This window comes from Streptomyces sp. NPDC054770 (genome assembly GCF_053611985.1).
Genome location: NZ_JBSHBL010000036.1, coordinates 88088 through 114929 on the forward strand (window position 1 = coordinate 88088; position 26842 = coordinate 114929).

19 protein-coding genes are annotated in these 26842 nt (G+C 72.2%); 9 read left to right on the forward strand and 10 right to left on the reverse strand.

The genetic code is table 11. The features are described 5' to 3' along the window. Positions 1-22: 22 nt before the first annotated feature. Positions 23-496: a hypothetical protein gene (locus ACWGKQ_RS28310; RefSeq protein WP_453294789.1), complete on the reverse strand. Its 474-nt coding sequence runs from the start codon at positions 494-496 to the stop codon at positions 23-25. Between the two features lie 434 nt (positions 497-930). Between ACWGKQ_RS28310 and ACWGKQ_RS28315 the strand changes: the two genes are divergently transcribed. From ACWGKQ_RS28315 to ACWGKQ_RS28335, 5 genes are read left to right on the forward strand one after another with little or no spacing between them, the layout of a single operon-like run. Then, positions 931-3801, forward strand: coding sequence for a nitrate- and nitrite sensing domain-containing protein (locus tag ACWGKQ_RS28315; protein WP_453294790.1), 2871 nt, complete (start codon positions 931-933; stop codon positions 3799-3801). After that, positions 3798-4232, forward strand: a complete 435-nt coding sequence (locus tag ACWGKQ_RS28320; protein WP_189268075.1) for a roadblock/LC7 domain-containing protein — start codon at positions 3798-3800, stop codon at positions 4230-4232. Before ACWGKQ_RS28315 ends, ACWGKQ_RS28320 begins: the two co-directional genes overlap by 4 nt. Positions 4233-4241: 9 nt before the next feature. Next, positions 4242-4637, forward strand: a complete 396-nt coding sequence (locus ACWGKQ_RS28325; protein WP_453294791.1) for a DUF742 domain-containing protein — start codon at positions 4242-4244, stop codon at positions 4635-4637. A gap of 24 nt (positions 4638-4661) precedes the next feature. Continuing rightward, the gene (locus tag ACWGKQ_RS28330) at positions 4662-8297 is read left to right on the forward strand and encodes a hydantoinase B/oxoprolinase family protein (RefSeq protein WP_453294792.1); all 3636 of its coding nucleotides are present in this window, start codon (positions 4662-4664) and stop codon (positions 8295-8297) included. After that, positions 8278-8883 carry a GTP-binding protein gene (locus tag ACWGKQ_RS28335; protein WP_453294793.1) on the forward strand — a complete coding sequence of 202 codons (606 nt, stop codon included), beginning with the start codon at positions 8278-8280 and terminating at the stop codon, positions 8881-8883. The genes ACWGKQ_RS28330 and ACWGKQ_RS28335 overlap by 20 nt, the downstream gene beginning before the upstream one ends. 60 nt (positions 8884-8943) lie before the next feature. Here the strand turns inward: ACWGKQ_RS28335 and glpK are convergent, their stop codons facing one another. The 5 genes from glpK to ACWGKQ_RS28360 all read right to left on the reverse strand — a co-directional run bounded on the left by glpK (position 8944) and on the right by ACWGKQ_RS28360 (position 15045). Continuing rightward, entirely contained in the window at positions 8944-10461 is a 1518-nt protein-coding gene (gene glpK, locus ACWGKQ_RS28340) for a glycerol kinase GlpK (protein ID WP_453294794.1), read from the reverse strand. A gap of 152 nt (positions 10462-10613) precedes the next feature. After that, complete coding sequence (locus tag ACWGKQ_RS28345) at positions 10614-11351, reverse strand: MIP/aquaporin family protein (protein ID WP_453294795.1); 738 nt, start codon at positions 11349-11351, stop codon at positions 10614-10616. 307 nt (positions 11352-11658) lie between these two features. Then, positions 11659-13299, reverse strand: a complete 1641-nt coding sequence (locus tag ACWGKQ_RS28350; RefSeq protein WP_453294796.1) for an EAL domain-containing protein — start codon at positions 13297-13299, stop codon at positions 11659-11661. Between the two features lie 112 nt (positions 13300-13411). After that, positions 13412-14602, reverse strand: a complete 1191-nt coding sequence (locus ACWGKQ_RS28355; RefSeq protein ID WP_453294797.1) for a lipid-transfer protein — start codon at positions 14600-14602, stop codon at positions 13412-13414. Continuing rightward, complete coding sequence (locus ACWGKQ_RS28360; protein ID WP_453294798.1) at positions 14599-15045, reverse strand: Zn-ribbon domain-containing OB-fold protein; 447 nt, start codon at positions 15043-15045, stop codon at positions 14599-14601. Before ACWGKQ_RS28360 ends, ACWGKQ_RS28355 begins: the two co-directional genes overlap by 4 nt. A gap of 194 nt (positions 15046-15239) precedes the next feature. On the opposite strand from ACWGKQ_RS28360, the gene ACWGKQ_RS28365 reads away from it, so the two are divergent. Then, positions 15240-15773, forward strand: coding sequence for an NUDIX domain-containing protein (locus ACWGKQ_RS28365; protein ID WP_453294799.1), 534 nt, complete (start codon positions 15240-15242; stop codon positions 15771-15773). A 10-nt stretch (positions 15774-15783) separates the two neighbouring features. On the opposite strand, the gene ACWGKQ_RS28370 is transcribed toward ACWGKQ_RS28365, so the two are convergent. After that, a complete protein-coding gene (locus tag ACWGKQ_RS28370) occupies positions 15784-18144 on the reverse strand; it encodes a glycoside hydrolase family 31 protein (protein ID WP_453294800.1) in 2361 nt (786 codons plus the stop codon). A 406-nt stretch (positions 18145-18550) separates the two neighbouring features. On the opposite strand from ACWGKQ_RS28370, the gene ACWGKQ_RS28375 reads away from it, so the two are divergent. Beyond that, the gene (locus ACWGKQ_RS28375; RefSeq protein WP_453294801.1) at positions 18551-20527 is read left to right on the forward strand and encodes an acetoacetate--CoA ligase; all 1977 of its coding nucleotides are present in this window, start codon (positions 18551-18553) and stop codon (positions 20525-20527) included. 18 nt (positions 20528-20545) lie between these two features. Here the strand turns inward: ACWGKQ_RS28375 and ACWGKQ_RS28380 are convergent, their stop codons facing one another. Beyond that, positions 20546-21865, reverse strand: coding sequence for an aminotransferase class I/II-fold pyridoxal phosphate-dependent enzyme (locus tag ACWGKQ_RS28380; RefSeq protein WP_453294802.1), 1320 nt, complete (start codon positions 21863-21865; stop codon positions 20546-20548). A gap of 127 nt (positions 21866-21992) precedes the next feature. Between ACWGKQ_RS28380 and ACWGKQ_RS28385 the strand changes: the two genes are divergently transcribed. Continuing rightward, entirely contained in the window at positions 21993-23201 is a 1209-nt protein-coding gene (locus ACWGKQ_RS28385; RefSeq protein ID WP_453294803.1) for an MFS transporter, read from the forward strand. Between the two features lie 22 nt (positions 23202-23223). Further along, on the forward strand, positions 23224-24117 hold the full coding sequence (locus tag ACWGKQ_RS28390) for a hypothetical protein (protein ID WP_453294804.1): 894 nt from the start codon (positions 23224-23226) through the stop codon (positions 24115-24117). A gap of 80 nt (positions 24118-24197) precedes the next feature. Here the strand turns inward: ACWGKQ_RS28390 and ptsP are convergent, their stop codons facing one another. Both ptsP and ACWGKQ_RS28400 read right to left on the reverse strand, forming a co-directional pair. Further along, the gene (ptsP, locus tag ACWGKQ_RS28395; protein WP_453294805.1) at positions 24198-25868 is read right to left on the reverse strand and encodes a phosphoenolpyruvate--protein phosphotransferase; all 1671 of its coding nucleotides are present in this window, start codon (positions 25866-25868) and stop codon (positions 24198-24200) included. Between the two features lie 112 nt (positions 25869-25980). After that, on the reverse strand, positions 25981-26430 hold the full coding sequence (locus tag ACWGKQ_RS28400; RefSeq protein ID WP_453294806.1) for a PTS sugar transporter subunit IIA: 450 nt from the start codon (positions 26428-26430) through the stop codon (positions 25981-25983). Positions 26431-26842: the final 412 nt, after the last annotated feature.

Here is a 26842-nt window from a genome sequence, read left to right on the forward strand (position 1 = left end):
TACGCCACCGGAGACGGCGGCCTCAGGGGTGCGTCAGCTGCCCGGCCTGGCCGCCCCGCCGCCGTATCCGCTCCTGCTCACGGTCGGCGGCCCGCTCCCGGCGCCGGGTCGCGCGGCGCTCGCGGCGGAGCGTGCGGGCCGTGCTGCTCGGCTCCGAGACCACGCCGTTGCGCTGGGCCCACACCTGACGCGTCACCAGGACGTCGACCGCGCTCCAGGTGGCCACCACCGTGCTCGCCACGCTGCTGACCACCATCGGGAACGCCAGCCAGGACTGCGCCATCGTGCAGAAGAACGCCACCATGGCCAGCATCAGCGTGACAGCGATGATGATCACCGCCCGCACCGCCGCCGTCCGCACCGGGTCCGGCATCCGGTACCGCTTCGCAGGCTCCTCCACCCACAACGGCCGGTACTGCGGCTGCTGTTGCCGCACCGTTCTCGGGCGCTCGGCCGCACCGTCCTCGGGCGCCGAATGCCGCTGAGCCGTCCCCATCAAGGTGTCACTCCCCACCGCCGGCAAGCCCTCGTACCGGAGTCCGACGACCCCGGCTCCCCAGTGGCTGCCCGGCTTGCTCTCATTTACGCCGCCCGGATGCGAGATACGGCTCCTGTGGCCGAATCTCCACCCATCACCCATGTACAAGGACGAACGAACTCGCCCGATGATTCCCAACCGGGCAAAAAATTCCGGCCAATTGATCCTTCGTGCCGTTCCCGCCCCACTCGCGTGAAGTCGGCGCGATCGCGGTGGCAATCTCCCGCAATGCCCGGACAACTCATCCTGTCTGTCCGCCATGTCTCGGCCCCGAGGCGGAAGTTCACCCTCCGGACTGGTCTTCGAGTTATCCCTGTGACGGTAGTAGGCTCGCGCCGTTTGTTGCCGCACATGTGTACCCCCGGCCGGCGGGGGTCGAGCTGGGGGAGGCCATGCGCTTTCGCGGGAAGTCGATCCGCCGGAAGATCGTGGCGCTGCTTCTCGTGCCGCTGGTGTCCCTGACGGCCATCTGGGGCTTCGCGGCCGTGCTCACGGGACGCGAAGTCACCCACATGTTCCAGGTGTCGTCGATCGTCGAGGACATCGGGTACCCCACCGAGGACGTGGTCCGCGCTCTTCAGCAGGAACGCCGGCAGACCCTGGTCTATCTCGCCGACCCGCGGGCGTCCGACGCGCTCACCGCGCTGAACCGCACGCGCACCGCGACCGACGAGACCGTGGCCGAACTCCGCAGGAACGCCGGGAAGCAGCACGTACGCGACGGCCTGGGCGCCGACGACGGCGAACGCCTCACCGCCGAACTCGACGGCCTCGACGGCATCGAACCCCTGCGCCGCAGCGTCGAGCAGGGCACCGTGGACCGTGCCCAGGCACTCTCCCTCTACAACGCCGTCGTCGACCCCTGCTACACGCTGCTCGGCGCCCTCGGCGGGATCGACGACGTCGAGATGGACAAGCAGGCCCGCGCCCTCGTCAACATCACCCGCGCCCGGGAACTCGTCTCCCGCGAGGACGCCCTGCTCGGCTCCGCCCTGGTGGTCGGCAAGGTCTCCCGGGACGAGACCCGCGAGATCTCCGACCTCATCGCCCAGCGCACCCTCCTGTACGACATCAGCCTCCCGCTGCTGCCGGCCGGCGAACGCGACCGCTTCGACCGCTTCTGGCGGAGCGCCACCACCGCCCCGCTGCTGGCCGCCGAGAAGTCCGTCGTCGCCGCCGGGTCCGGCATGCCGAACGACGTCAGCGCGAAGAGCTGGGACACCACCGCGGGCAATGTGCTCGACGAACTGCGCACCCTCGACGACCAGGTCGGCGACCGCTTCCGGGAGCGCATCCAGCCCGTCGCCGTCAACGTGATCGTCCAGGCGGCCGTCGTCGGTGTCCTCGGCCTGGTCGCCGTGCTGTTCTCGCTGGTCGTGTCGGTCCGGGTGGGCCGCAGCCTCATCCGCGACCTGCGGCTGCTGCGCCAGGAGGCGCACGAGGCCTCCGGAGTCCGGCTGCCGAGCGTGATGCGCCGGCTGTCCGCGGGCGAACAGGTCGACGTGGAGACCGAGGTCCCGCGCCTGGAGTACGACAAGAACGAACTCGGCGAGGTCGGCCATGCCCTCAACACCCTGCAACGCGCCGCCGTGGAGGCCGCAGTCAAGCAGGCCGAGCTGCGCTCCGGTGTGTCCGAGGTCTTCGTCAACCTCGCCCGCCGCAGCCAGGTCCTGCTGCACAAGCAGCTCACCCTGCTCGACACCATGGAGCGCAGGACCGAGGACACCGACGAACTCGCCGACCTCTTCCGCCTCGACCACCTCACCACGCGTATGCGCCGGCACGCCGAGGGCCTGGTCATCCTCTCCGGCGCCGCCCCCTCGCGGCAGTGGCGCCGGCCCGTCCAGCTGATGGACGTGGTGCGTGCCGCCGTGGCCGAGGTCGAGGACTACGAGCGCATCGAGGTCCGCCGGCTGCCCCGCGTCGCCGTCACCGGCCCCGCCGTCGCCGACCTCACCCACCTCGTGGCCGAACTCCTGGAAAACGCCACGGTGTTCTCGCCGCCGCACACCGCCGTGCAGGTCATCGGCGAGCGCGTCGCCAACGGCTTCACCCTGGAGATCCACGACCGGGGTCTCGGCATGGCCGCCGAGGCACTCCTGGACGCCAACCTGCGACTCGCCGAGACGCCCGAGTTCGAGCTCTCCGACACCGACCGGCTCGGCCTGTTCGTGGTCAGCCGCCTCGCCCAGCGCCAGAACGTGCGCGTCTCGCTCCAGCCGTCCCCCTACGGCGGCACCACCGCCGTCGTCTTCATCCCCGACCTGCTGCTGACCGACGACGTCCCCGACACCAACGGCGTCGGCTTCCGCCTCGACCGCGGCCGCCCGGCCAGGGAGTCCGAGCCCGAGGAGAGCCGCCGCTCGGCGGCCCAGCTGCCGGCCCAGCGGCCCGGGCTGCCGGCCGCCCTGCTGGACGGCCCGGTCGAGCTGGAGGCGCCCGTCGACCTGGACGCGCTGGACGGCTTCCCGGGCGCTCTCACCGACGACGACAGCGAGCGCGGCGGGCTGTTCCGCCACCGCCGCTCCGTCGCCCGCGCCGCCGACGACACCTCGCCCGCCGTGACCGAACTCCACCAGCCGGCCCGGGAGAGCACCGACGGCTTCGGGGACGAGCATCCCGGCGGCCCCGTACCGCTGCCCGGACGGCGTACGCCCAAGCTGGTCAGCTCGCACGGCAGGCCCGTCTCCGAGCAGCGCTCCCGCCGCGCCGAGGCGGACGGCCGGGAGGACCGGGGCGAGTGGGGCCCGGCGGACCAGGGCCGCCCCGAACCCGGCGGACTCGCCCCGCTGCCCTCCCGCCGCCGCACCGACTCCTCCGCACGCCGCGCCATCGGCTCCGCCGACCGTGCCACCGGTTCGGCCGACCGCGTCGAGGAACGCACGGCACCCCAGGCCGGCGGCCCGGACGAACCCTCCGGACCCCCCGCCCTGCCCCGGCGCACCCGCCGCTCCGCGACCACCCCCGGCAGCGGCACCGACGACTCCGTCCCGCCCCCCGGCAGCACACCCCCGGAAGCCGCGTCCGGCACCCGGCCGCTGCCCAGGCGGGTACGGCAGGCCAACCTGGCCCCACAGCTGCGACAGGAACCCGCAGCACCCGCCGCACGCGAGCCGGACCCCGTCGAGCGTGACGCCGACGAGGTGCGCAGCCGCATGGCCTCGCTCCAGCGCGGCTGGCAGCGCGGCCGTACCGAGAACGCCGAGGGCGACGGTTCCCGCAACAGCACAGCACAAGGAACGACTAAGGGGGACGGTCGATGACCGATCCGAAGGCGACCGGCCACACGGCGACGAACAAGGGCGAGCTGAACTGGCTGCTGGACGACCTGGTGGACCGGGTGGCCAGCATCCGCAAGGCCGTCGTGCTCTCCGGCGACGGACTGCCCACCGGTGTCTCCAAGGACCTGACCAGAGAGGACAGCGAGCACCTGGCCGCCGTGGCCTCCGGCTTCCACAGCCTCGCCAAGGGCGTGGGCCGCCACTTCGAGGCGGGCAGCGTCCGGCAGACCGTGGTCGAGCTCGACGACGCCTTCCTGTTCGTCACGGCCGCCGGCGACGGCAGCTGCCTCGCCGTGCTCTCCGACGCCGACTCCGACGTCGGACAGGTCGCGTACGAGATGACGCTCCTGGTCAAGCGGGTCGGTGTACATCTGGGGTCCGTTCCGCGCACCGATCTGCCCTCGGGCGGGTAGTGGGATGACATGAGCGGAGACGGTCAGGGAAGAAGTCACTGGTTCGACGACGAGGCCGGACCGGTCGTCCGTCCGTACGCCATGACACGGGGCCGTACCACCAGTGCGGCCCAGCACCGGCTCGACCTGATCGCGGTGGTCGTCACGGAGCCGCACGCGGACGACACGGACGAGGACCGGACGCTCTCCCCGGAGCACGTGGACATCGTCGAGCTCTGCCGCGACGCCCCGCAGTCGGTCGCCGAGCTGGCCTCGGAGCTCGACCTGCCCGTCGGAGTGGTCCGGGTCCTCGTCGGCGACCTCGTCGACGGGGAACTCGTCCATGTCAACCGGCCGGTACCCCCGGCCGAGCTGGTGGACGAGAGTATTCTGCGCGACGTGATCAACGGCCTCCGGGCGCTGTGACCGGCGCGGAAGCGGAGTAGTGACGTGACAGGCTGGCAGTTCTGGGTCGACCGGGGCGGTACGTTCACCGACGTCGTCGCGCGGCGCCCGGACGGCCGGCTGCTGGTCCACAAACTGCTCTCCGACAACCCCGCCCGGTACGCCGACGCGGCCGTGGCCGCCGTACGCGAGCTCCTCGGCGACTCCGGCGACCCGGTCGACGCCGTCCGGATGGGCACCACGGTCGCCACCAACGCACTCCTCGAACGCAAGGGCGAACGCACCCTCCTCGTCATCACGCGCGGCTTCCGCGACGCCCTGCGCATCGCCTACCAGAACCGGCCCCGCATCTTCGCCCGCCGCATCGAACTGCCCGAGCTGCTGTACGAACGGGTCGTCGAGGCCGACGAGCGCGTCGCCGCCGACGGCACCGTGCTGCGCGCACCCGACCTGGAAGCCCTGGCGGGCCCGCTCCAGGAGGCGTACGACGACGGGATCCGCGCCGTCGCCGTCGTCTGCATGCACAGCCACCTGTACCCCGCCCACGAGCAGGCGATCGGCGAGCTGGCGGCCCGCACCGGCTTCCCGCAGATCTCGCTGTCCAGCGAGGTCAGCCCGCTGATGAAGCTCGTCCCGCGCGGCGACACCGCCGTCGTCGACGCCTACCTGTCGCCCGTACTGCGCCGCTACGTCCGCCGGGTCGCCGACGAACTCGAAGGCGTACGGCTGATGTTCATGCAGTCCAACGGCGGGCTTGCCGAGGCCGGGCAGTTCCGCGGCAAGGACGCCGTGCTCTCCGGTCCGGCCGGCGGGATCGTCGGCATGGCCCGGATGTCGCAGCTCGCCGGCTTCGACCGGGTCATCGGCTTCGACATGGGCGGCACCTCCACCGACGTCTCCCACTTCGCGGGCGGCTACGAACGGGTCTTCACCACGCAGATCGCGGGCGTCCGGCTGCGCGCCCCCATGCTGGACATCCACACCGTCGCCGCGGGCGGCGGCTCGGTGCTGCACTTCGACGGCACCCGCTACCGCGTCGGCCCGGACTCGGCAGGGGCCGACCCCGGCCCGGCCTGCTACCGGGGCGGCGGCCCGCTGGCCGTCACCGACGCCAACGTCATGCTCGGCCGGATCCAGCCGGCCCACTTCCCCCAGGTGTTCGGACCGGGCGGGGACCAGCCGCTGGACGCCGGGCTCGTCCGCGACCGCTTCACCGCGCTCGCCCGGGAGATCAGCGAGCGGACCGGCGACGACCGCACCCCCGAGCAGGTCGCCGAGGGCTACCTGAGCATCGCCGTGGCCAACATCGCGGGCGCCGTGAAGCGGATCTCCGTCCAGCAGGGCCACGACGTCACCCGCTACGCCCTCACCACCTTCGGCGGGGCCGGCGGGCAGCACGCGTGCATGGTCGCCGACTCGCTCGGCATCCGCACCGTCCTGGTGCCGCCCATGGCGGGGGTCCTGTCCGCGCTCGGCATCGGGCTCGCCGACACCACCGCCATGCGCGAACAGTCCGTCGAGGCCCCCCTGGACCCCGCCGCCATGCCCGGCATCCGCAAGACCGCCGACGACCTGGAGGCCGCGGCCCGCGCCGAGCTCCTCGCCGAGGACGTCCCCGAGGACCGCGTCGAAGTCACCCGCCGCGCCCAGCTCCGCTACGACGGCACCGACACCACCCTCACCGTCGAGCTCACCGAGCCCGACGCGATGAAACACGCCTTCGAAGAACGTCATCGCGCCACGTACTCCTTCACGCTCGACCGCCCGGTCGTCGTCGAAGCCCTCTCCGTGGAAGCCACCGGCATCACCGAACCCCCCGATCTCTCCACCCTCGCCCCGTACGAGGGCAGCACCGCCGCACCCGGGACCGTCCGCCTCCACACCGGAGGCACCTGGCGCGACGTACCCCTGCACCGCCGCGAGGACCTGCCCCCCGGCGCATCCGTCACCGGCCCGGCGATCATCACCGAGGCCAGTGCCACGACCGTCGTCGACGACGGCTGGCGGGCCGCGGCGACCGATGACGGGCATCTGGTCATGGAACGCGTGGCGGTCACGCAGAGTTCCGATCTCGACACGAAAGCCGACCCGGTTCTCCTTGAGGTCTTCAACAACCTCTTCATGTCGATCGCCGAACAGATGGGCGCCCGCCTGGAGTCGACGGCCCAGTCCGTCAACATCAAGGAACGTCTCGACTTCTCCTGCGCCCTGTTCGACCCGGACGGGAACCTGGTGGCCAACGCCCCGCACATCCCCGTCCACCTGGGCTCCATGGGCACCAGCGTCAAAGAGGTCATCCACCGCCGCGGCACCTCGATGCGCCCCGGCGACACCTACGCCGTCAACGACCCCTACCACGGCGGCACCCACCTGCCGGACGTCACCGTGATCACACCGGTCTTCGCCACGGAGGGTGACCGGATCCTCTTCTACGTCGCCTCCCGCGGCCACCACGCCGAGATCGGCGGCATCGCCCCGGGCTCGATGCCCGCGAACAGCCGCACCATCGACGAGGAGGGCGTCCTCTTCGACAACTGGCTGCTCGCCGAGGACGGCCGGTTCCGCGAGGCCGAGACGCACCGGCTGCTCGCCGGGGCCCGCTACCCCTCCCGCAACATCCGCACCAACCTCGCCGACCTGCGCGCCCAGATCGCCGCCAACCGCAAGGGCGTCGACGAAGTCGGCCGGATGATCGAGGAGTTCGGCCTCGACGTCGTCCAGGCCTACATGCGGCACGTCCAGGACAACGCCGAGGACGCGGTCCGCCGGGTCGTCGACGCCCTCGACGACGGCGCGTGCGCCTACGAGACCGACTCCGGCGCGGTCATCCGGGTACGCGTGCGCGTGGACCGCGGCAACCGGCGCGCCACCATCGACTTCACCGGCACCTCCGCCCAGCTCGCCACCAACTTCAACGCCCCGTTCGCCGTCGTCAACGCGGCCGTGCTGTATGTCTTCCGCACCCTCGTCGCCGACGACATCCCGCTCAACGACGGCTGCCTGCGCCCCCTCGACATCGTTGTGCCGCCCGGATCCATGCTCGCCCCGGAACCGCCCGCCGCCGTCGTCGCGGGCAACGTCGAGACCTCCCAGGCGATCACCGGCGCCCTCTACGCGGCGCTCGGCGTCCAGGCCGAGGGCTCCGGGACCATGAACAACGTGACGTTCGGCAACGAACGCCACCAGTACTACGAGACCGTCGCCTCCGGATCCGGTGCCGGCGACGGCTTCCACGGCGCGAGCGTCGTACAGACCCACATGACCAACTCCCGGCTCACCGACCCGGAAGTCCTGGAGTGGCGGCTGCCCGTCCGCCTCGACGAGTTCGCCGTACGGACGGGCAGTGGCGGCGCGGGCCGCTGGCACGGCGGGGACGGCGCGGTCCGCCGCATCCGCTTCCTGGAACCCATGACCGTCTCCACCCTCTCCCAGCACCGCCGTGTGCCGCCGTACGGCATGGCCGGCGGCGAACCCGGCGCGCTCGGCGCCAACCGGGTGGAACGGGCCGACGGCTCGGTCACCGAACTCGGCGGCAGCGATGCCGCGGACGTCGGTCCCGACGACGTACTCGTCATCGAGACCCCGGGCGGCGGCGGATACGGACGCCCCTCGCCCGGCCCCCGAACCCCTGAACGACCTCAGCAAGCAGGAGAAGAAAACGATGATCTTCGGGCGATCTGAGCGCGGCAAGCCCCCGGTCGAGCCCGTCACGCTCAAGATCCTCGTGGCCGGCGGCTTCGGCGTGGGCAAGACGACCCTGGTCGGCGCGGTCAGCGAGATCCGGCCGTTGCGCACCGAGGAACTGCTCACCGAGGCCGGGCGACCGGTCGACGACACGTCCGGCGTCGAGGGCAAGCACACCACCACCGTCGCCATGGACTTCGGCCGTATCACCCTGCGCGAGGACCTGGTGCTGTACCTGTTCGGCACGCCCGGGCAGGAGCGGTTCTGGTTCATGTGGGACGAGCTTGCCGAGGGCGCGCTGGGAGCCGTCGTGCTCGCCGACACGCGCCGGCTGGAGGACTGCTTCGCCGCCGTCGACTACTTCGAGCGGCGTTCCATCCCCTTCCTCGTCGGCGTCAACTGCTTCGAGGACGCGGCCCGTTACCCGGTGGAGTCGGTCCGCAAGGCCCTCGACCTCGACCCGGACGTACCGGTCGTGCTCTGCGACGCCCGGGACCGCGAGTCGGTCAAGGAGGTGCTCATCGGCGTCGTCCAGCACGCGATGGCGTACGCGGCCGGCCACCGGCAGACCGTCACCACCTGAACGGCGACGGCACGGCCCGTACCCCCGCCGACCGGGGTACGGGCCGTGGTCCCGGGGCGGTTACTCGCCGTCCTCCAGCCAGCCGAAGCTCTTCTCCACCGCCTTGCGCCAGTTCGCGTACTCCCGGTCGCGCACCGGCGCCGCCATGGCGGGCGTCCACTCGACGTCCTTCTGCCAGTGCGACTTGAGCTCGTCCAGGTCGTTCCACACGCCGGTCGCCAGGCCGGCCGCGTAGGCGGCGCCCAGACACGTCGTCTCGGAGACCCGGGGCCGGATCACCGGTACCCCGAGGACGTCGGCCTGGTGCTGCATCAGGAGGTTGTTCTTGGTCATGCCGCCGTCCACCTTCAGGGTGGTGATCTGCACCCCGGAGTCCTGGTACATGGCGTCCACGACCTCCCGCGTCTGCCAGCTGGTCGCCTCCAGGACCGCGCGGGCGAGGTGCGCCTTCGTGACGTACCGGGTGAGCCCGGTGACGACACCGCGCGCGTCGGAGCGCCAGTAGGGCGCGAACAGGCCGGAGAAGGCGGGCACGATGTAGGCGCCGCCGTTGTCGTCGACGCTCGCGGCCAGGGTCTCGATCTCGTCGGCGGTGCGGATGATGCCGAGCTGGTCGCGGAACCACTGGACGAGCGCGCCCGTGATGGCGATCGAGCCCTCCAGGCAGTACACGGGCGCCTCGGTGCCGATCTTGTAGCCCATCGTGGTCAGCAGCCCGCTCTTGGACGGCACCGGCCGGTCGCCGGTGTTGAGCAGCAGGAAGCTGCCCGTCCCGTAGGTGTTCTTCGCCGTGCCGACGTCGTAGCAGGCCTGGCCGAAGACCGCCGCCTGCTGGTCGCCCAGCGCGGAGGCCACCGGTACCCCGGCGAGCTGGCCGACGGCGGTGCCGTACACCTCGGCGGACGACCTGATCTCGGGCAGCACCGCCTCGGGGACGTTCATCGCGGCGAGGATGGCGGGGTCCCACTGGAGGGTCTCCAGGTTCATCAGCATGGTGCGCCCGGCGTTGGTGACGTCGGTGACGTGCCGGCCGCCGTCGGTGCCGCCGGTGAGGTTCCAGATCAGCCAGGAGTCGATGGTCCCGAAGGCGATCTCGCCGCGCTCGGCCCGGTCCCGCAGCCCGGGCACGTTGTCCAGCAGCCAGGCCGCCTTGGGGCCGGAGAAGTAGCTGGCCAGGGGCAGACCGGTCTGCTCGCGGAAGCGGTCCTGGCCGTCGCTGCCGCCGAGTTCGTGGCACAGGGCCGCGGTGCGGGTGTCCTGCCAGACGATCGCGTTGTGCACGGGCTTTCCGGTGGCACGGTCCCACAGGACGGTCGTCTCGCGTTGGTTGGTGATGCCCAGCGCGCTCAACTGGTCGGGACGCAGCCCCGCGTTGGCGAGCGCCCCGGCCACCACGGCCTGCACCTTGGACCAGATCTCGGTGGCGTCGTGCTCCACCCAGCCCGGTTTGGGGAAGATCTGGCGGTGCTCGCGCTGGTCGACGGCGACGATCGCGCCGCCGTGGTCGAAGATGATGCAGCGGCTCGACGTGGTGCCCTGGTCGATTGCGGCGACGTACTTCTCGGCGGTGTCCGTCATGGCTGCCCCTTGGTCGCTGGGTCGGAAGGCTGCGTGGGTGGGAGGGCCGCGTCGGGCCGGGGGTGCGGAGGGTCGGAGGGCGCGTCGGGTCGGAGGACCGGGCCGGGTCGGAGGACCGGGCTGGGTCGGAGGACCGGGACGACCGCGCCGAGTCAGAAGGCCGCGTTGTAGATGACGCCTGCGAGCGCCCCGCCGATCAGCGGGCCGGCGACCGGGATCCAGGCGTAACCCCAGTCCGAGGTGCCCTTGTTGGGGATCGGCAGGAAGGTGTGCACGATCCGGGGGCCGAGGTCGCGCGTGGGGTTGATGGCGTAGCCGGTGGGGCCGCCGAGCGAGAGCCCGATGCCGACGACGAGCAGGGAGACGATCAGTACGGTGGTGCCGGACTCGCCGAGCCCCTTGGTCAGTCCGAACGCGAGGATCGGCAGGACGAGGGCGATCGTCGCGATGATCTCGGTGACGAGGTTGGCGACCGGGTTCCGGATCTCCGGGATGGTGGAGAAGACGCCCAGCGTCGGCGTCGGCTCCTCTCCCGACTCCTCGTCGGGCACGTTGGCCTGGAACTGGGCCAGGTAGACGAGGTACGTCAGAACGGCGCCCAGCATCGCACCGACGAGCTGGCCGAGCAGATAGACCCAGACCTTGCCCCACTTCCCGGTGTCGACGGCGATGCCGATGGTGACGGCGGGGTTGAGCTGGCCGCCGGACAGGGGAGCGGCGGTGTAGGCGCCGGCGAGGACGCCGAAGCCCCAGCCGAACGCGATCGCCACCCACCCGGCGGCCCGGGCCTTGGAGTGTCTGAGGGTGACCGCGGCACAGACACCCGCACCGAACAGGATCAGGATGGCCGTGCCGATGACTTCGCCGACGAATATGTGCCCGTTGCTCATGGCGGCTCCTAGGGCGCTGGCCGGAGCATCGACCCCGGCGCATAGAGCAGGAACGGTTCCCTTGGCGACGTCAGCCGAAGGCAGGGAAGGTCCCGCGCCCCGCCCGGCGTCAGTGACGAGCGTGCCGTAACAGCCGAATCGCCCATGGGGGAACAGGCCCTGAGACAGGAGCGGCCCATGGCGCAGTGCCTGAATACGCCGAGAATGTACGGCGATGTCGACCGACACCGGAAGTTTTCACCGGCACTCAGGGAGCGTCAAGGTCGCCGACGGGAACGATGACAGGCAACCCGCCGGAAAGCAGCTGTCACGGCTCTGCCGCCGCGTACCCGGCCTGCGCCGGGTAGGCGCCCGAGCCGCGCCGGATCTCGTACCCGGGCAGTCCCGCCCGCCCCAGCACCCAACTCGCCCCGGGCAGCGCCTTGGCGGCCTTCTTGAGCGGTGCCAGGCACGCGGCCGCCTGCCGGTGGTCGGCCACCGCGCCAGGACCGCACACGACGGTGGCCAGGGACAGCGTGACCGGGCGTCCGCCCGCGGACCAGGGCGCGTCGAGCAGGGCGGCGACCGCATCGAGTCCCGCTTCGTCGGCGAGCACCAGGAAGTCGTCCCCGCCGATGTGCCCCACGCGCGCGTGCCCGACGGCGGCCTCCTGCAACGCCCGTCCCACCGAACGGATCAGCTCGTCGCCCGCGGCGAACCCGGCGCCGTCGTTCACCTGCTTGAAGTGGTCGATGTCCAGCCAGCTCAGGGCGAAGACCCGGCCGTCCGCGAGCCACCGGTCCACCTCGCCCGTGATCGCGTCCGAACCGGGCAGCCGGGTCAGCGGGTTGAGCCCGGCCGCCTCCTCTACCCGGGTCTCGGCGAGCGCCCGTACCAGGTCGGCGAGGCGTACGACGCCCACGCAGCGCCCGGACCGGTCGACGACCGCCACGTCGTCCGAGGTGCGGTCCGGGCCGCCGACGGCCAGCACGTCCAGCACCTCCCAGGCGGTCGCGTCGACGCCGACGGTGCGCGGTGCGTCGCCCAGTCTGAGGGCCGGGCGGTCCGCGTACAGGGCGTGTCCGTAGCGGCCGGACATCGACAGCAGGAAGCGGGAGCGGTGCACCGACCGGACGGGGGCGCCCGTCCGGTCCACCAGGAGCACGCCGGAGACCTCCGGGGAGCCGGTCAGCAGCGCCCGCACCTGCGACGCGGAAGCGGTGACCGGCAGGAGCGCGGCGGGCCGGACGAACTCCCGCACGGACGGCCCGGAACGCGGGGGCGGTACGGCGGCGGGGGAGGGCTGCGGAACGTATACCTCCGCCACCGGGATCCGGGCCGGCGGCGCGAACAGCTCGCCCTGGGCCAGCTGCGCCCCGGCCGACAGCGCGGCCGAGTACTGGAGTTCGGTCTCCACGCCCTCGACGGCGACCAGGGCGCCGAGTTCCTCGCACAGGGTCCGCATCGCGCGTACCGCGGCCGGCCGGGTGAGCAGCGAGGCGTCGAGCTTGACCAGGTCGGGGGAGAGATCGGTGAGCAGCCGCAGCGGCACGTCGCCGTCGCCGATGCCGTCCGCGCAGATCCGGAAGCCCTGGCCGCGCAGCGCCGCCACGGCCTCCAGCAGGGCCCGCTGCGGCACGTGCGTGTACGGTGGGACGATGTCCAGGGTGACCTCCCAGGGCATCCGTCCGGCCTCTCGGACGGCCTCGGGCAGCGGGCCGATGCCGCCCAGGTCGGCGAGCGTGGCCGCGAAGACGTTGAGGTGCAGCGGCAGCAGGGTCTCCTTGCGGGCCGCCGCGCGCAGGGCCAGCACGGCGAGTCTGCTGTCGAGTTCGGGATTGCGACGGGCTTCGGCGAGGATGTCGCCGGTCTCGGGGCGGGCGAGGATCTCCAGTGCGGCGATCCCGCCGGTCGCCAGGTTGACCACCGGCTGGAAGGCGAAACGGAGAGCATCCGTCCAGGTGCGCACGGCAGCATGATGACGCCGCCGGCGCACGCCCAGGGGCAGTTCATAAGACGTTCACGCACCATTGCGGGGTGCTCACACAGGGTATGGAGCCCCTGCCGCCCCGCCTGCCCCGTCAGCGCACCGCTATCACGGACGAGCCGTGTCCGAACAGCCCCTGGTTGGCCGTGATCCCCACGCGCGCGTGCGTCACCTGCCGGTCGCCCGCCGCGTCCCGCAACTGCCAGGTCAGCTCGCAGACCTGGGCGATCGCCTGGGCCGGTACCGCCTCCCCGAAGGACGCGAGCCCACCGCTGGCGTTGACCGGTATCCGGCCGCCCGGGGCCGTCGCACCCTCGCGCAGCAGCTTCGCAGCCTCGCCCTCGGCGCACAGCCCCAGATCCTCGTACCACTGCAACTCCAGGGCGGTGGACAGGTCGTAGACCTCGGCGAGGGACAGCTCCTCGGGGCCGATGCCCGCCTCCTCGTAGGCAGCCCGGGCGATCGACGCCCGGAAGGTCTCCGCCCCCGGCTCCACCGCCGCCGCGGAGTCCGTGGCGATGTCCGGCAGGTCCAGCACGGTGCTCGGATAGCGCGGCGTGACCGTGGACACCGCGCGGATCCGCACCGGCCGCGCCGCCCCGTGCCGGTACGCGAACTCCAGGCTGGACAGCACCAGCGCGGCCCCGCCGTCGGAGGTGGCGCAGATGTCCAGCAGCCGCAGCGGATCGGCGACCACCTGGGAGGCGGCGACCTCCTCGGCGGTGACCCGCTTGCGGTAACGGGCGTACGGGTTGAGCGCCCCCGCGGCCGCGTTCTTCACCTTGACCAGGGCGAAGTCCTCGGGGGTGTCCCCGAACACCGCCATCCGGCGGCGCGCGTACAGGCCGAAGTACGTCGGGTTCGTCGCCCCCAGCAGCCGGAAGCGCAGCCAGTCCGGATCGTCCGGCCGGTCTCCTCCGGCGGGCCGGAAGAAGCCCTTGGGGGCCGCGTCCGCGCCCACCACGAGCACCACGTCCGCGAGCCCGGCGAGGATCTGGGCCCGCGCCGCGGCGACCGCCTGGGCCCCGGACGCGCAGGCCGCGTACACGCTCGCGACCCGCGCGCCCTGCCAGCCCAGCGCCTTGGCGAAGGTCGCGCCCGCCACATAGCCGGGATATCCGCCACGAACGGTGTCCGCGCCCACGATCGAGTCGATGTCCCGCCATTCGAGTCCGGCGTCCGCGAGCGCCGCGCGGGCCGCCGCCGTCCCGTACTCGACGAAGCTCCGCCCCCACTTGCCCCAGGGGTGCATGCCCACGCCGAGCACCGCCACGTCCGCCGTCATGCCGTCACCCCCGTCGGCCGCCAGTGCCAGATCGTCCAGGTCGTCTCCGCGTCCTCGCCCAGAACCCCCGGGACGGCCTCGACCTCCATGCCCACCGCCAGATCGGCGGCGGTGATCCCGGGAACCGCCTGCCCCAGCACCACGATCCGCTCGGACTCCAGCTCCACAGCGATCAACGCGTACGGCTCCCACGGAAGTTCCGGGTCGCTCACATAGGGTGACGGGGGACGGTATCTGCTGTCGGTGTACGACCAGATCCGTCCGCGCCGGGAGAGCGGGACCTCCTCCAGGTCGCCGCCCGCGCATCCGGGGTTGCGGCAGTGGGCGTCCTCGCGCGGGAAGAACACCGCGGCGCAGGCCGTACAGCGGGTCCCCAGCAGCTGGAAGCCGTCCCCCTCGCCCGTGAACCAGCCGTCGACCGCCGGCGTGCGTGTACGCGACAAAGCTCCTCCAGGGCAATTGATCTGACGGAACGTCAGAAGTGTGCCACGGGCCGCCGGGATTGGGCAGGCCGTACCGACGGGCCGCACCGTCCCGTCGGCTTGGGATGCCAGGTCGCCGCATGTCGGTTCACTTCCGGAAGGAGGCATTCCCCTGTCGGTAAGACGTCGTTCTCCTGATCGGATAAAGTCCGCGCGTGTCCGAAAATCAGCACCCCATCGCCAACTCCGCTCCGGGCTCGCACTGTTCGAGCTGCGGAGCGGCCTACGGAGCGGGAATCTCCGGCTGGCCCCGCACCTGCCCGGCCTGCGGCCGCGTCGCCTACCGCAACCCGCTGCCGGTGGCGATCGCCCTCCAGCCCGTCTATGACACGAAGGGCACCGCCCTGGTCGTCATCACCCGCACCGTGGCCCCCGCGCGCGGCGGCACCGCGCTGCCCGGCGGCTACGTCGACGACCGCGAGGACTGGCGGCACGCCGTCGTCCGTGAGCTCAAGGAGGAGACGGGCATCGACGCGGCCGCCCGCGACGTACGGCTCGTCGACGCCATGAGCTCACCCGACGGGCACCTGCTGCTGTTCGGACTCCTCCCGGAACGCCCGGCCGAGGGCCTCCCGCCGTCGGGCGCGACCGACGAGACGGAGGGCTGGCACCTGCTGCGGCGCGCCGAGGAACTCGCCTTCCCGCTGCACAGCGTCGCCGTACGCGCGTGGTTCGAGGGCCGCTACTGAGCCCTCCGGCTCAGCCCAGCCCCCTGACCCGGACGGGGTGGGACGGCTTGCTCGCGCCGTTCTCGTCCTCGCGCCGGACCACCACCCGCCGGCCCTCCCAGCGGGCGACGTAGCGCTCGATCTCCGGCTCGTCCCAGCCGTCGCCCGCGTCCGGCACGAACAGCCCGCCTCCGGTCCGTCCCCGGACGGGCGCCCACACCTCCAGCCGCGTCCCGCCGTCCTCGTCCCGCACGGGCAGGACGGCACCCGCGCGCGCCAGTACCGGGATCCGCGACAGCGGGGCGTCGACGAGCACCTGCCCCGGCCCCTCGTACACCTGCTCGGTCACCGTGTCGTACCAGCGCCCCCTGGGCAGCTGCACCGCACGCCGGTCGGCGCCCGGGTCCAGCACCGGAGCCACCAGCAGACTGTCGCCCAGCAGGAACGCGTCCTCGCAGTCGCGCAGCGCCCGGTCCTCCGGCGCACCCCACCACAGCGGCCGCACATACGGCGCTCCGGTCCGCCGGGCCAGCTGCGCCAGCGTCATGAAGTACGGCAGCAGACGCCGCCGTTCGAGCAGCGCCACGCGCGCGTGCTCCAGCACCTCGGCCCCGAACTCCCACGGCTCCCGGCGCCCCGCCCGCATGCTCGCGTGGGTCCGGAACAGCGGCAGGTACGCGCCCAGCTGGAACCAGCGCAGAAACAGCTCCGGCGACGGACTCCCGTCGAAACCGCCCACGTCGGGACCCGAGTACGGCACCCCGCACAGCCCGAGCCCCAGCGCCAGCGACAGGGACGCGCGCAACCCTGGCCAGCCGGTGGCGACATCGCCGGACCAGGTGCCCCCGTAGCGCTGCATACCGGCCCAGCCCGAGCGGGAGAACAGGAACGGCCGCTCCCCGGGCGCGAGGGTGCGCAGGCCCTCGTAGGCCGCCCGCGCCATGCCGAGCGCATAGACGTTGTGCGCCTCCCGGTGGTCGCCGCCGCGCCCCTCCAGGGCGTGCCGCGCCGAGCGGGGGAGCGTCGACTCGCCGAAGGCGGCGAAGGACGTCGGCTCGTTCATGTCGTGCCAGAACCCGGCGAAGCCCAGCGCCAGCCGCTCCTCGTACAGCCCGCCCCACCACGCGCGCACGCGCGCGTCCGTGAAGTCGGGGAAGACCGCCTCCCCGGGCCACACCACCCCCTCCACCGCCCGCCCCGAGGGATCACGGACGAAGGCGTCGAGGGCCGTCCCGCTGTCGTACACCGCGTTGCCCTGCTCGGCCTTCACCGCCGGGTCGACGATCGACACCAGCCGGATCCCGTCCCGCCGCAACTCCTCCGCCAGCGTCGCCAGCTTCGGGAAACGCTCGTGGTCGACCGTGAACACCCGGTGCGCGTCGTAGTGGTCGATGTCCAGATGGACGGCGTCCAGCGGCAGATCACGCTCCTGGTATCCGGCGACGATCCGCCGCACCTCCTGCTCGCTGCCGAAGCCCCAGCGGGCGTGGTGATGGCCCAGCGCCCACGCCGGCGGCAGCGCCGGCGGGCCGGTGAGCGAGGCCCAGGTGTGCAGCACGCGCGCGGGGGTGCCCACCATCACCCAGCAGCGCAGCGGGCCGCCGTCCATCCGCAGCTCGCAGTGCCCGGTCCGGTCATGGCCGGAACCGGCCCCCTCCTCGCCCTCCCGGAGGGTCACCGTCCCGTCCCACGTGGTGTCGTGGAACACCAGGTGCACGGCCGCGTCGGCCACCACCAGCTGCACGGGCATGGTGATGTACAGCGGATCGTCACCGGCCCCGAAGGCATGCCCGGGGTCGGTGTTCCACAGCCGGTACGTCCCGTCCCGCAGCCGGGGCCCCGCGGCACGCCCGCCGAGGCCGAAGAACCGCGCGTCCGCGGCCACCTCCGAGCGCTGCACCCAGCGCGCCGTACCCCCGCCCACCGGCTCCCACCACCGCGGCGGCAGATCCCGCCGCAGCATCACGCCACCGGGCGTGCACACCTCCACCGCGCCGTGCCGCGAGACGCTGACCGTCACCCGCTCCGCCACGACCCGCCAGCCGCCGTCCGTGTCCGGCTCCAGGACCGCCCGCGGATCCGGCTCGGGGCAGCGGCCCGCGAGCGCGTACGACGGCTCGGGCCCGGCCCCGTCCCAGCCCCAGAAGACCGCCCCGTTCACGGCGACCGTGATCCGCAGCTCGGACCGGCTGAAGCGGATCAGCCCTCCCCCGGGCCCGGGCTCCACGTCCTGCACCGGCCCCGGCACCCGGGCGCGCTCGGCTCCCCGCGCGGGCAGCCCGGCGGCGTCGATCCGCTTCCTGCGCCACGCGGCCCTCACGGTACGCAACCCCTGAGCCGCCTTCCCCGAACCGACCACTCTCACCGAACGCACCAGGTCACGACCGTCCATGCTGCTCACCCTGCCACTCGGCACCCCACGCGCGCGTGCCGTTCAACTGCCGTTCACCCGTGCCGGGACCACATCTTCACGACACGGACCCGGTTGCCCGGAGCGTCCCGTGCGGTTCGGATGATCTAGGTCAGGCATCTTAGGTTCAGGTCGGGGACCGGTGGGCGAGGGGGGCCGGGAGAGCAGGGACGCCCCACCACCCGGCCGGCCTGGAACCGGCGCGGGAAAGCTCTCAGGCTGAACTCCAGATGTGGTTACGGTCCACATCGTCACGGCGCGGACTATGCGGAGTGCACCCTGGTGCAGAAGTCGATCACGTGGCATCGTCCCTGTCAGCCGCGTCACGCGCACACCCCAGCCCGTGCGCGTCCGACGCCCACCAGCGCAGAAGCCCGGGAGCCGCCCCATGTCGACCGCGAACCCCCAGCCGCTCTGGCAGCCCGATCCGCAGTGGATCGCCCAGGCACGCATCACCAGGTTCCAGTCCTGGGCGGCGCAGCACCACGGAGCCCCCGCGGACGGCGGGTACCCGGCCCTGCACCGCTGGTCCGTCGACCACCTGGACGCCTTCTGGCAGGCCGTCACGGAATACTTCGACGTGCGGTTCTCGACGCCCTACGCGCGCGTGCTCGGCGACCGCGCCATGCCCGGCGCCGAGTGGTTCCCCGGCGCGACCCTGAACTACGCCGAGCACGCCCTGCGCGCCGCCGCCACCCGTGCGGACGAACCCGCCCTCCTGTATGTCGACGAGACCCACGAACCCCGCCCGGTCAGCTGGGCGGAGCTGCGCCGCCAGGTGGGCTCCCTGGCCGCCGAACTCCGCGCCCTCGGCGTCCGCCCCGGCGACCGCGTCAGCGGCTACCTCCCGAACGTCCCGCAGGCCGTGGTGGCCCTTCTCGCGACGGCCGCCGTGGGCGCCGTCTGGACCTCCTGCGCCCCCGACTTCGGCGCGCGCAGCGTCCTGGACCGCTTCCAGCAGGTCGAGCCCGTCGTCCTGTTCACCGTCGACGGCTACCGCTACGGCGGCAAGGAACACGACCGGCGCGAGATCGTCGCCGAACTCCGCCGCGAACTGCCCACCCTGCGCGCCGTCGTCCACATCCCGCTGCTCGGCACCCCGGCTCCCGAAGGCGCCCTGGAGTGGTCGGCCCTGACCTCCGCCGACACCGAACCAGAATTCGAACAGGTCCCCTTCGACCACCCCCTGTGGGTGCTCTACTCCTCGGGCACCACCGGCCTGCCCAAGGCCATCGTCCAGTCCCAGGGCGGCATCCTGGTCGAACACCTCAAACAGCTCGGCCTGCACTGCGACCTGGGCCCCGAGGACCGCTTCTTCTGGTACACCTCGACCGGCTGGATGATGTGGAACTTCCTCGTCTCCGGCCTCCTCACCGGCACCACGATCGTCCTGTACGACGGCAGCCCCGGCTACCCCGACACCGGCGCCCAGTGGCGCGTCGCCGAACGCACCGGAGCCACCCTCTACGGCACCTCCGCCGCCTACGTGATGGCCTGCCGCAAGGCCGGCGTGCACCCCTCCCGCGACTACGACCTGTCCCGGGTGAAGTGCGTCGCCACCACCGGCTCCCCGCTGCCCCCCGACGGCTTCCGCTGGCTGCACGACGAGTTCGCAGCGAGCGGGGCCGACCTCTGGATCGCCTCCGTCAGCGGCGGCACCGACGTGTGCTCCTGCTTCGCGGGCGCCGTCCCCACCCTCCCCGTCCACACCGGCGAACTGCAGGCACCCGGCCTCGGCACCGACCTCCAGGCCTGGGACCCGGCCGGCCACCCCGTCATCGACGAAGTGGGCGAGCTGGTCGTCACCAACCCGATGCCCTCGATGCCGATCCGGTTCTGGAACGACCCCGACGGCAGCCGCTACCACGAGAGCTACTTCGACACCTATCCCGGCGTATGGCGCCACGGCGACTGGATCACCGTCACCTCACGCGGCTCGGTGATCATCCACGGCCGCTCCGACTCCACCCTCAACCGGCAGGGCGTACGGATGGGCTCGGCCGACATCTACGAGGTTGTCGAGCGCCTCCCCGAGATCAAGGAGTCCCTCGTCATCGGCATCGAGCAGCCCGACGGCGGCTACTGGATGCCCCTCTTCGTCCACCTGGCACCGGGCGCGGTCCTCGACGAGGCCCTGCTGAACCGCATCAAGCAGGCCATCCGTGAACAGCTCTCGCCCCGGCACGTCCCCGACGAGATCATCGAGGTCCCCGGCGTCCCGCACACCCTCACCGGCAAGCGCATCGAGGTCCCGGTCAAGCGACTGCTCCAGGGCGCGCCCCTGGAGAAGGCCGTCAACCCCGGCTCCATCGACAACCTCGACCTGCTGAGCTACTTCGAGGACCTGGCCCGCAAGCGCGCCTGACCTCCGCGCGGCGCGCGTTCAGCCGCCGTAGGTGGCCTCGGACTCGCCCAGGACGGCGGCGAAGTCCGAGGCCAGCCGCACCGCGTCGGCCCGCTCCAGGCCGGCGGTCGTGATCCGCACCCCCGGCCCGGCCGACAACCGGAAGCGCGCCCCGGCCGCCACCCACCAGCCGTACGACCGCAACCCGTTCACCACGGCCGACTCGTCCCGCACCGGCACCCACAGGTTCATCCCGCTCGCCCCGTGCGACCCGATCCCGTGCCCGGCCAGCTCCGCTGCCAGCGTCTCGCGGCGCAGTACGTAGGACGCACGCGCGCGTGCCACCAGCGCCTGCGTCCCCGGATCCGTCATCAGTCCGAGAACCGTGTCCTGCAACAGATGGCTGACCCAGCCCGACGTCAGAAGCAGCAGCCCGTCGTGCCGGGCGAGCGAGACCGGATCGCACGCGGCCGCCGCCCACCTCAGGTCGGTGCCCAGGAACTTGCTCACCGTCCGGACATGCACCCAGCGCACCAGCCCCGCGCGGGTCAGGGAATGCAGCGGGACGTCGGCCACCGAGGACGCGTGATCGTTCTCGATCACCAGGACGTCGGGTTCCTCCCGCACCACCTCGGCCAGGGCGTCCCGGCGGGCCGCCGAGAAGCAGCCGCCGTACGGGTTCTGCGCCCGCGGGCTGCACACCACGGCGCGCACGCCCGCGCGCAGCGCCGCGCGCAGGGCCTCCGGACGCATCCCCTCGTCGTCCACCGCCACCGGCACGATCCGCAGCCCCAACGCCGGGACGAGGTCGAGCAGATGGTGGTATCCGGGATCCTCCATGGCCACGGCGTCGCCGGGCCGCAGCTCCACGGACAGCAGCCGGCCGATCAGATCCAGCGCCCCGTGCGCGAACGTCACATGCTCCACCGGCACGCCGTCAGGGTCCAACCAGTCGCGTACGGCTTCCTCCAGGCGCGCGAGCCGGGGCGCCGAACGGTGCGAGCGGGCGCCGGGGGAGAGCCGCGAGGGCGGTACCAGGGCGGGTAGCAAGGCGGGATCGGGGTGCCCGCCGGCCAGGTCCCGGAGCCCTTCGGGGACCCTGGGCGGACGCCTGGACGCCACCGCCGGAGCCGGTGCCACCACGGTGCCGCCCCGCCCGCGCGTGACGACGATCCCGCGCCGCCGCAACTCCTTGTAGGCCGTGGCGACCGTCCCCGGACTCACCCCCAGCTCGTCCGCGAGCCGCCGCACCGGCGGCAGCGCCGCCTCCGGAGCCAACGCGCCCTCTGCCACGCCCCGTTCCACGGACGCGGCAATCCCCTTGGCCGTCGTACCAGTGACCGCATATTGTGTTACCACGTTGGCAATTATGTATCAATACATAACTGGCGGCAAGGCGGAATGACGACAAGGGGGAGCAGTGAAGACGAAGCCCGGTGCTACTGCGCGGTCCCGACGCATACCCGGAGGCCGCGACGGACGCAGAATGCTCGCCGTCGCCCTGGTCGACCGCGTCGGCAGCGGTCTGTGGGCATCTGTCTCGGTCCTGTACTTCACCTACGTCTCCGGCCTCTCGCTCGCCGAAGTCGGCAGCCTCGTCGCCGTGTCGGGCGCGATCGGCATCGCCGGAGCCCCGCTGGGCGGCCGCATCGCCGACCGGCTGCCCCTCACCCGCGTACTGATCGCACTCCAACTCCTGCGCGCCCTCGCCTCCTTCGCCCTGCTCACCACCGACGACTACGCCCTGCTGCTCGCCGTCTCGGCCGTCGGCGCCCTCGGCGACCGCGCGGCCAACGTCCTCACCAAGCTCTACGCCACCCGCATCGCCGGGCCCGAGCGCGTCCGCTACCAGGCCCTCAACCGCACCGTCGCCAACGCGGGCTGGGCCCTGGGCGGCCTCGCCGCCGCGGCGGCCCTGGCCCTGGGCACCACCACGGCCTACCGCTGGCTCCTGGCGGGCGACGGCCTCTCCTTCGTCGCGGCCGCCGTCCTCACCCTGCGCTGCGGCGAACCCCCCTCACCCTCCCGGGTCGTGGCCGGCTGGAAGAGCCGGCCGAACACCGCGAAGCCGGCCAACCCCTGGCGCGACCGTGCCTACCTGGCCTACGTCGCCACCGACACCGTCCTCTTCCTCGACGACGCCGTCTTCAAGGTCGGCCTGCCGCTCTGGATCGTGCACAGCGACCACATCCCCCACGGGCTCGCACCGCTGCTGCTCGTCCTCAACAACGTGATGGTGGTGGCCCTCCAGGTCCCCCTGTCCCGCTTCGGCACCACCAGCCGGGCCGCCCGCCGGCTCCTCGTCCCGCTCTCCGCGGCCTTCGCCCTCGGCGGCATCACGATGGCACTCTCCGCCACCGGCGGAACCCTCGCGGGCATCGCCCTGCTCACCGCCGCGGCCGCCGCCTTCACCGTCGCCGAGATGCTCCACGCCACCATCTCCTGGGAGCTCTCCGTCGCCCTGGCACCCGGCACCGCCCAGGGCGCCTACCTCGGAGTCCACGGACTCGCCCAGTCCGCCCAGCGCAGCATTGGCCCACTCGCCGTCACCGCCGCCATCGCCACCGGACCGCTCGGCTGGACCGCATTCGGCACCCTCATCGCCCTGACCTGCGCAATCCAGCACCGCCTGGTCCGCGACCGGCTTCCGCACCCCTCATTGTCAGTGGCGCCAGTTACTGTGAGTGAGCATTGATCGACCGCTGACAGGGGGAACCATGGCGCGCACCGACCACCGGACCATGCGACGCGTCCTGCGCCGCGAAATCGCCGGCACCATCGGCCTGCTGACCGACGAACACGACTTCCGCGCCATGCGGCGCTACCGCACCTTCACCTTCGACGACCACCTCACCTACCTCCGCCAGATGGAAGCCCTCCTCAGGACCCGCGCCGCCGAGGGCACCCACACCACCCTCGCCCTGTTCGACCCCGAGGAATACGCCGAGTTCTGCACGGCCACCGGACTCGACCCCGACAACCCGGGCAACCGCACCCGCTTCACCGCCGAACTCGCGGCCACCGGCGCCACCGTCCCCTACGACGGCCGCCCCCTCACCGACCTCGTCCCCGCCCTCGTCGACGAAGCGGTACGACAGGCCACCTGGGAGTACGCCAGCACCCTCCTCGCCCGCCTCGGCCCCTGCCCCACCTGCGGCGAGGACGTCGGACGCGCCGCCTTCACCCGCGCCTCCCACCTCCTGACCCGCATCATCGACACCGCCCCGGCAGGCAACCGGCACCTCGTGTGCAGCGTCTCCGGACCACCCGAAACCCTCGTCACCGTCCTGCACGCCGACCAGGACAGCGCGGGCACCACCCACCTCGACGAGGCCGAAGCCCTCGAATTCACCAGCGTCCTCGCCCTCGGCCTCGCCACCGACAGCCCCGGCGGACTCGTCATGCGCACCACCGCCCCCGGCATCCCCGACCGCGTCTACGGCTGGCGACTGCGCGGCAGCAACCTCGCCCCCCTCACCGCCGGCGAGGTCTTCGACGCCTACTGCACCGACATCGAATCCGGAGACCTCGTCTCACCGGAATCAGACGTCGACTACTGCGCGCCGCCCGACCTCGGCGACCAGGAGACGGCACCGGGCCACCACCACTGAAACCACCAGGGGCGCCCCACCCGCAGGTGGAGCGCCCCTGGAAAGACAGCCGAGCCCGGCACGGGCCGACTGCTCGCCGACTACTCGCCGGACAGCACCGCCTGAGCCGCCACCCGGGCCTCGTCCGCGCTGTCGGTGGCCCGCGCGGCCGCCGCGGCCCGCTCGCACTGGGCCAGCGTGTACTTGGCCAGCATCGCCCGGACATAGGGAATCGACGCCGCGCCCATGGAGAGGGAGGTGACACCCAGACCCGTCAGCACACAGGCCAGCAGCGGATCCGACGCGGCCTCACCGCACACACCACAGCTCTTGCCCTCGGCCCTCGCCGCCTCCGCCGACAGCGCGACCAGGTCGAGCAGCGCGGGCTGCCACGGATCCTGCAACCGGGACACCGCACCCACCTGACGGTCCGCGGCGAACGTGTACTGCGCCAGGTCGTTCGTCCCCAGCGAAAGGAACTCGACCTCCTGGAGGACCGAGCGCGCCCGCAGCGCGGCCGACGGGATCTCCACCATCGCGCCGACCTTGGCCTGCAGCCCCGCCGCCCGGCAGGCGTCCGCGAACGCCTTGGCATCGGTACGGTCCGCCACCATCGGCGCCATCACCTCAAGGTGGACCGGCAGCCCCTCGGCCGCCTTCGCCAACGCCGTCAGCTGGGTGCGCAGCACCTCGGGGTGGTCGAGCAGCGTTCGCAGACCACGCACGCCCAGCGCCGGGTTCGGCTCGTCCGCCGGAGTCAGGAAGTCCAGCGGCTTGTCCGCGCCCGCGTCCAGCACCCGCACGACGACCCGGCCCTCCGGGAACGCCTCCAGCACCTGACGGTAGGCCTCGACCTGCTTCTCCTCGGAAGGAGCGCTCTTGCTGTCGTCGAGGAACAGGAACTCGGTACGGAACAGACCGACGCCCTCGGCACCGGCCGCCACGGCAGCCGGCACATCCGCGGGACCGCCCACGTTGGCCAGCAGCGGCACCTTGTGCCCGTCCGCGGTCGCACCCGGGCCGGTCGAGGCGGACAGCGCCGCCTTCCGCTCGGCGGCAGCCGCCGCCAGCGCCGCCTTCTTCTCCGCACTCGGGTTCACGAAGATGTCACCGGTGCTGCCGTCGACGGCGACCACGGTGCCCTCGGCGAGTTCCCCGGCACCCGGCAGCGCCACCACGGCCGGCACACCGAGCGCCCGCGCCAGGATCGCGCTGTGGCTCGTCGGCCCGCCCTCCTCGGTCACGAAACCGAGCACCAGGGTGGGGTCGAGCAGCGCCGTGTCCGCCGGCGCCAGATCCCGCGCAACCAGTACGTACGGCTCGTCGCTGTCCGGGACACCCGGCATCGGAACGCCCAGCAGCCGGGCGACGATACGATTCCGCACATCGTCCAGGTCGGCCACCCGGCCGGCGAGGTACTCGCCCGCCGCGGCCAGCAGCTCGCGGTACGCGGCGAACGCGTCGTACACGGCACGCTCGGCGGTGCTGCCGACGGCGATCCTGCGCTCCACGTCGGACATCAGCTCGGGGTCCTGCGCCATCATGGCCTGCGCCTCGAGGACCGCCTGGGCCTCGCCGCCCGCCAGATTGCCGCGCGCCATCAGATCGGCGGCCACCGCGTCCACGGCCTGACGGGCCCGCCCCTGCTCCCGCTCCGCCTCTTCCGCCGGGATCTGCTTGGCCGGCGGCTCCAGCACCGCCGTTCCCATGTGCCGAACCTCGCCGATCGCCACACCGTGGCTCACGCCGACGCCTCGCAGCGTTGTCTCCATCTCACCGTCTCCGATAGTGCGGCGGGTCCCGCCGCCGCGATGGTCTTGTCGTGGTCGCCGCCTTCTCCTCCGTCGTACGACGGGACAGCGGCGGGGGTCGGTCCGAGACGAGTCAGTTCCAGGCGAAGAGGATGTCGCCGGCCTTCACGTCGCCGTCTTCATTGACGTCGGAGAGAGAGTCGGCCGTGGCCTCCAGGGCCACGACGGGGCAGACCGGAGACTTGCCGGCGGCCTCGACCGCGGCCGGGTTCCAGCGCACCACGGCCTGGCCGCGGGTCACGGTGTCGCCCTTGTTGACGAGCAGTTCGAAGCCCTGCCCGTTGAGCTGCACGGTGTCGATACCGAGGTGGGTGAGCACGCCGTGGCCGTCTCCGTCGACGACCACGAACGCGTGCGGGTGCAGAGAGACGACGACTCCGTCCACGGGCGCCACGACCTCGGAGGGCTCACGCGCGGGGTCGATGGCGGTACCCGGGCCGACCATGGCCCCGGCGAAGACCGGATCCGGCACTGCGGCCAGTCCGACGGCACGTCCTGCGAGCGGGGACGTCACGGTGGTCATGGGAAGCCTCCCAGAAGTGGTGCTGCGTACGGGCCGTCACTACCTGTTCCGGACGGCACTGAGCAGCAGCGTATGTCATATGAAGTGGCGGTTCCGCATGGAAGCTACCAGCTAGTGGTCTAGACCACCACCCTATTCGATTTGCACGGCCTTCGAGGCTCCGTGTACAGTCGTACTCCTGCTTGAGACCAGGCGGCGCGATAAAGCGCGGCCACTCGGCAGCACCCAAACTTGTCAGATCCTAACTCGGGATCACCTTCCGCATGTCTGCGGGCGGGTGGTCAGAGGGCCGGAAAAACACTGATAGAGTTTGGAACACCGAAGGGAAGCCCGGAGGAAAGCCCGAGAGGGTGAGTACAAAGGAAGCGACCGTTCCTTGAGAACTCAACAGCGTGCCAAAAGTCAACGCCAG

Coding starts and splice junctions, on each gene's coding strand:
- ACWGKQ_RS28310 (WP_453294789.1), bottom strand. CDS start 496: ATGGGGACGGCTCAGCGGCATTCGGCGCCCGAGGACGGTGCGGCCGAG.
- ptsP (WP_453294805.1), bottom strand. CDS start 25,868: ATGGAGACAACGCTGCGAGGCGTCGGCGTGAGCCACGGTGTGGCGATC.
- ACWGKQ_RS28325 (WP_453294791.1), top strand. CDS start 4,242: ATGAGCGGAGACGGTCAGGGAAGAAGTCACTGGTTCGACGACGAGGCC.
- ACWGKQ_RS28400 (WP_453294806.1), bottom strand. CDS start 26,430: ATGACCACCGTGACGTCCCCGCTCGCAGGACGTGCCGTCGGACTGGCC.
- ACWGKQ_RS28320 (WP_189268075.1), top strand. CDS start 3,798: ATGACCGATCCGAAGGCGACCGGCCACACGGCGACGAACAAGGGCGAG.
- ACWGKQ_RS28390 (WP_453294804.1), top strand. CDS start 23,224: ATGGCGCGCACCGACCACCGGACCATGCGACGCGTCCTGCGCCGCGAA.
- ACWGKQ_RS28355 (WP_453294797.1), bottom strand. CDS start 14,602: ATGACGGCGGACGTGGCGGTGCTCGGCGTGGGCATGCACCCCTGGGGC.
- ACWGKQ_RS28385 (WP_453294803.1), top strand. CDS start 21,993: ATGCTCGCCGTCGCCCTGGTCGACCGCGTCGGCAGCGGTCTGTGGGCA.
- ACWGKQ_RS28345 (WP_453294795.1), bottom strand. CDS start 11,351: ATGAGCAACGGGCACATATTCGTCGGCGAAGTCATCGGCACGGCCATC.
- glpK (WP_453294794.1), bottom strand. CDS start 10,461: ATGACGGACACCGCCGAGAAGTACGTCGCCGCAATCGACCAGGGCACC.
- ACWGKQ_RS28335 (WP_453294793.1), top strand. CDS start 8,278: ATGATCTTCGGGCGATCTGAGCGCGGCAAGCCCCCGGTCGAGCCCGTC.
- ACWGKQ_RS28375 (WP_453294801.1), top strand. CDS start 18,551: ATGTCGACCGCGAACCCCCAGCCGCTCTGGCAGCCCGATCCGCAGTGG.
- ACWGKQ_RS28370 (WP_453294800.1), bottom strand. CDS start 18,144: ATGGACGGTCGTGACCTGGTGCGTTCGGTGAGAGTGGTCGGTTCGGGG.
- ACWGKQ_RS28315 (WP_453294790.1), top strand. CDS start 931: ATGCGCTTTCGCGGGAAGTCGATCCGCCGGAAGATCGTGGCGCTGCTT.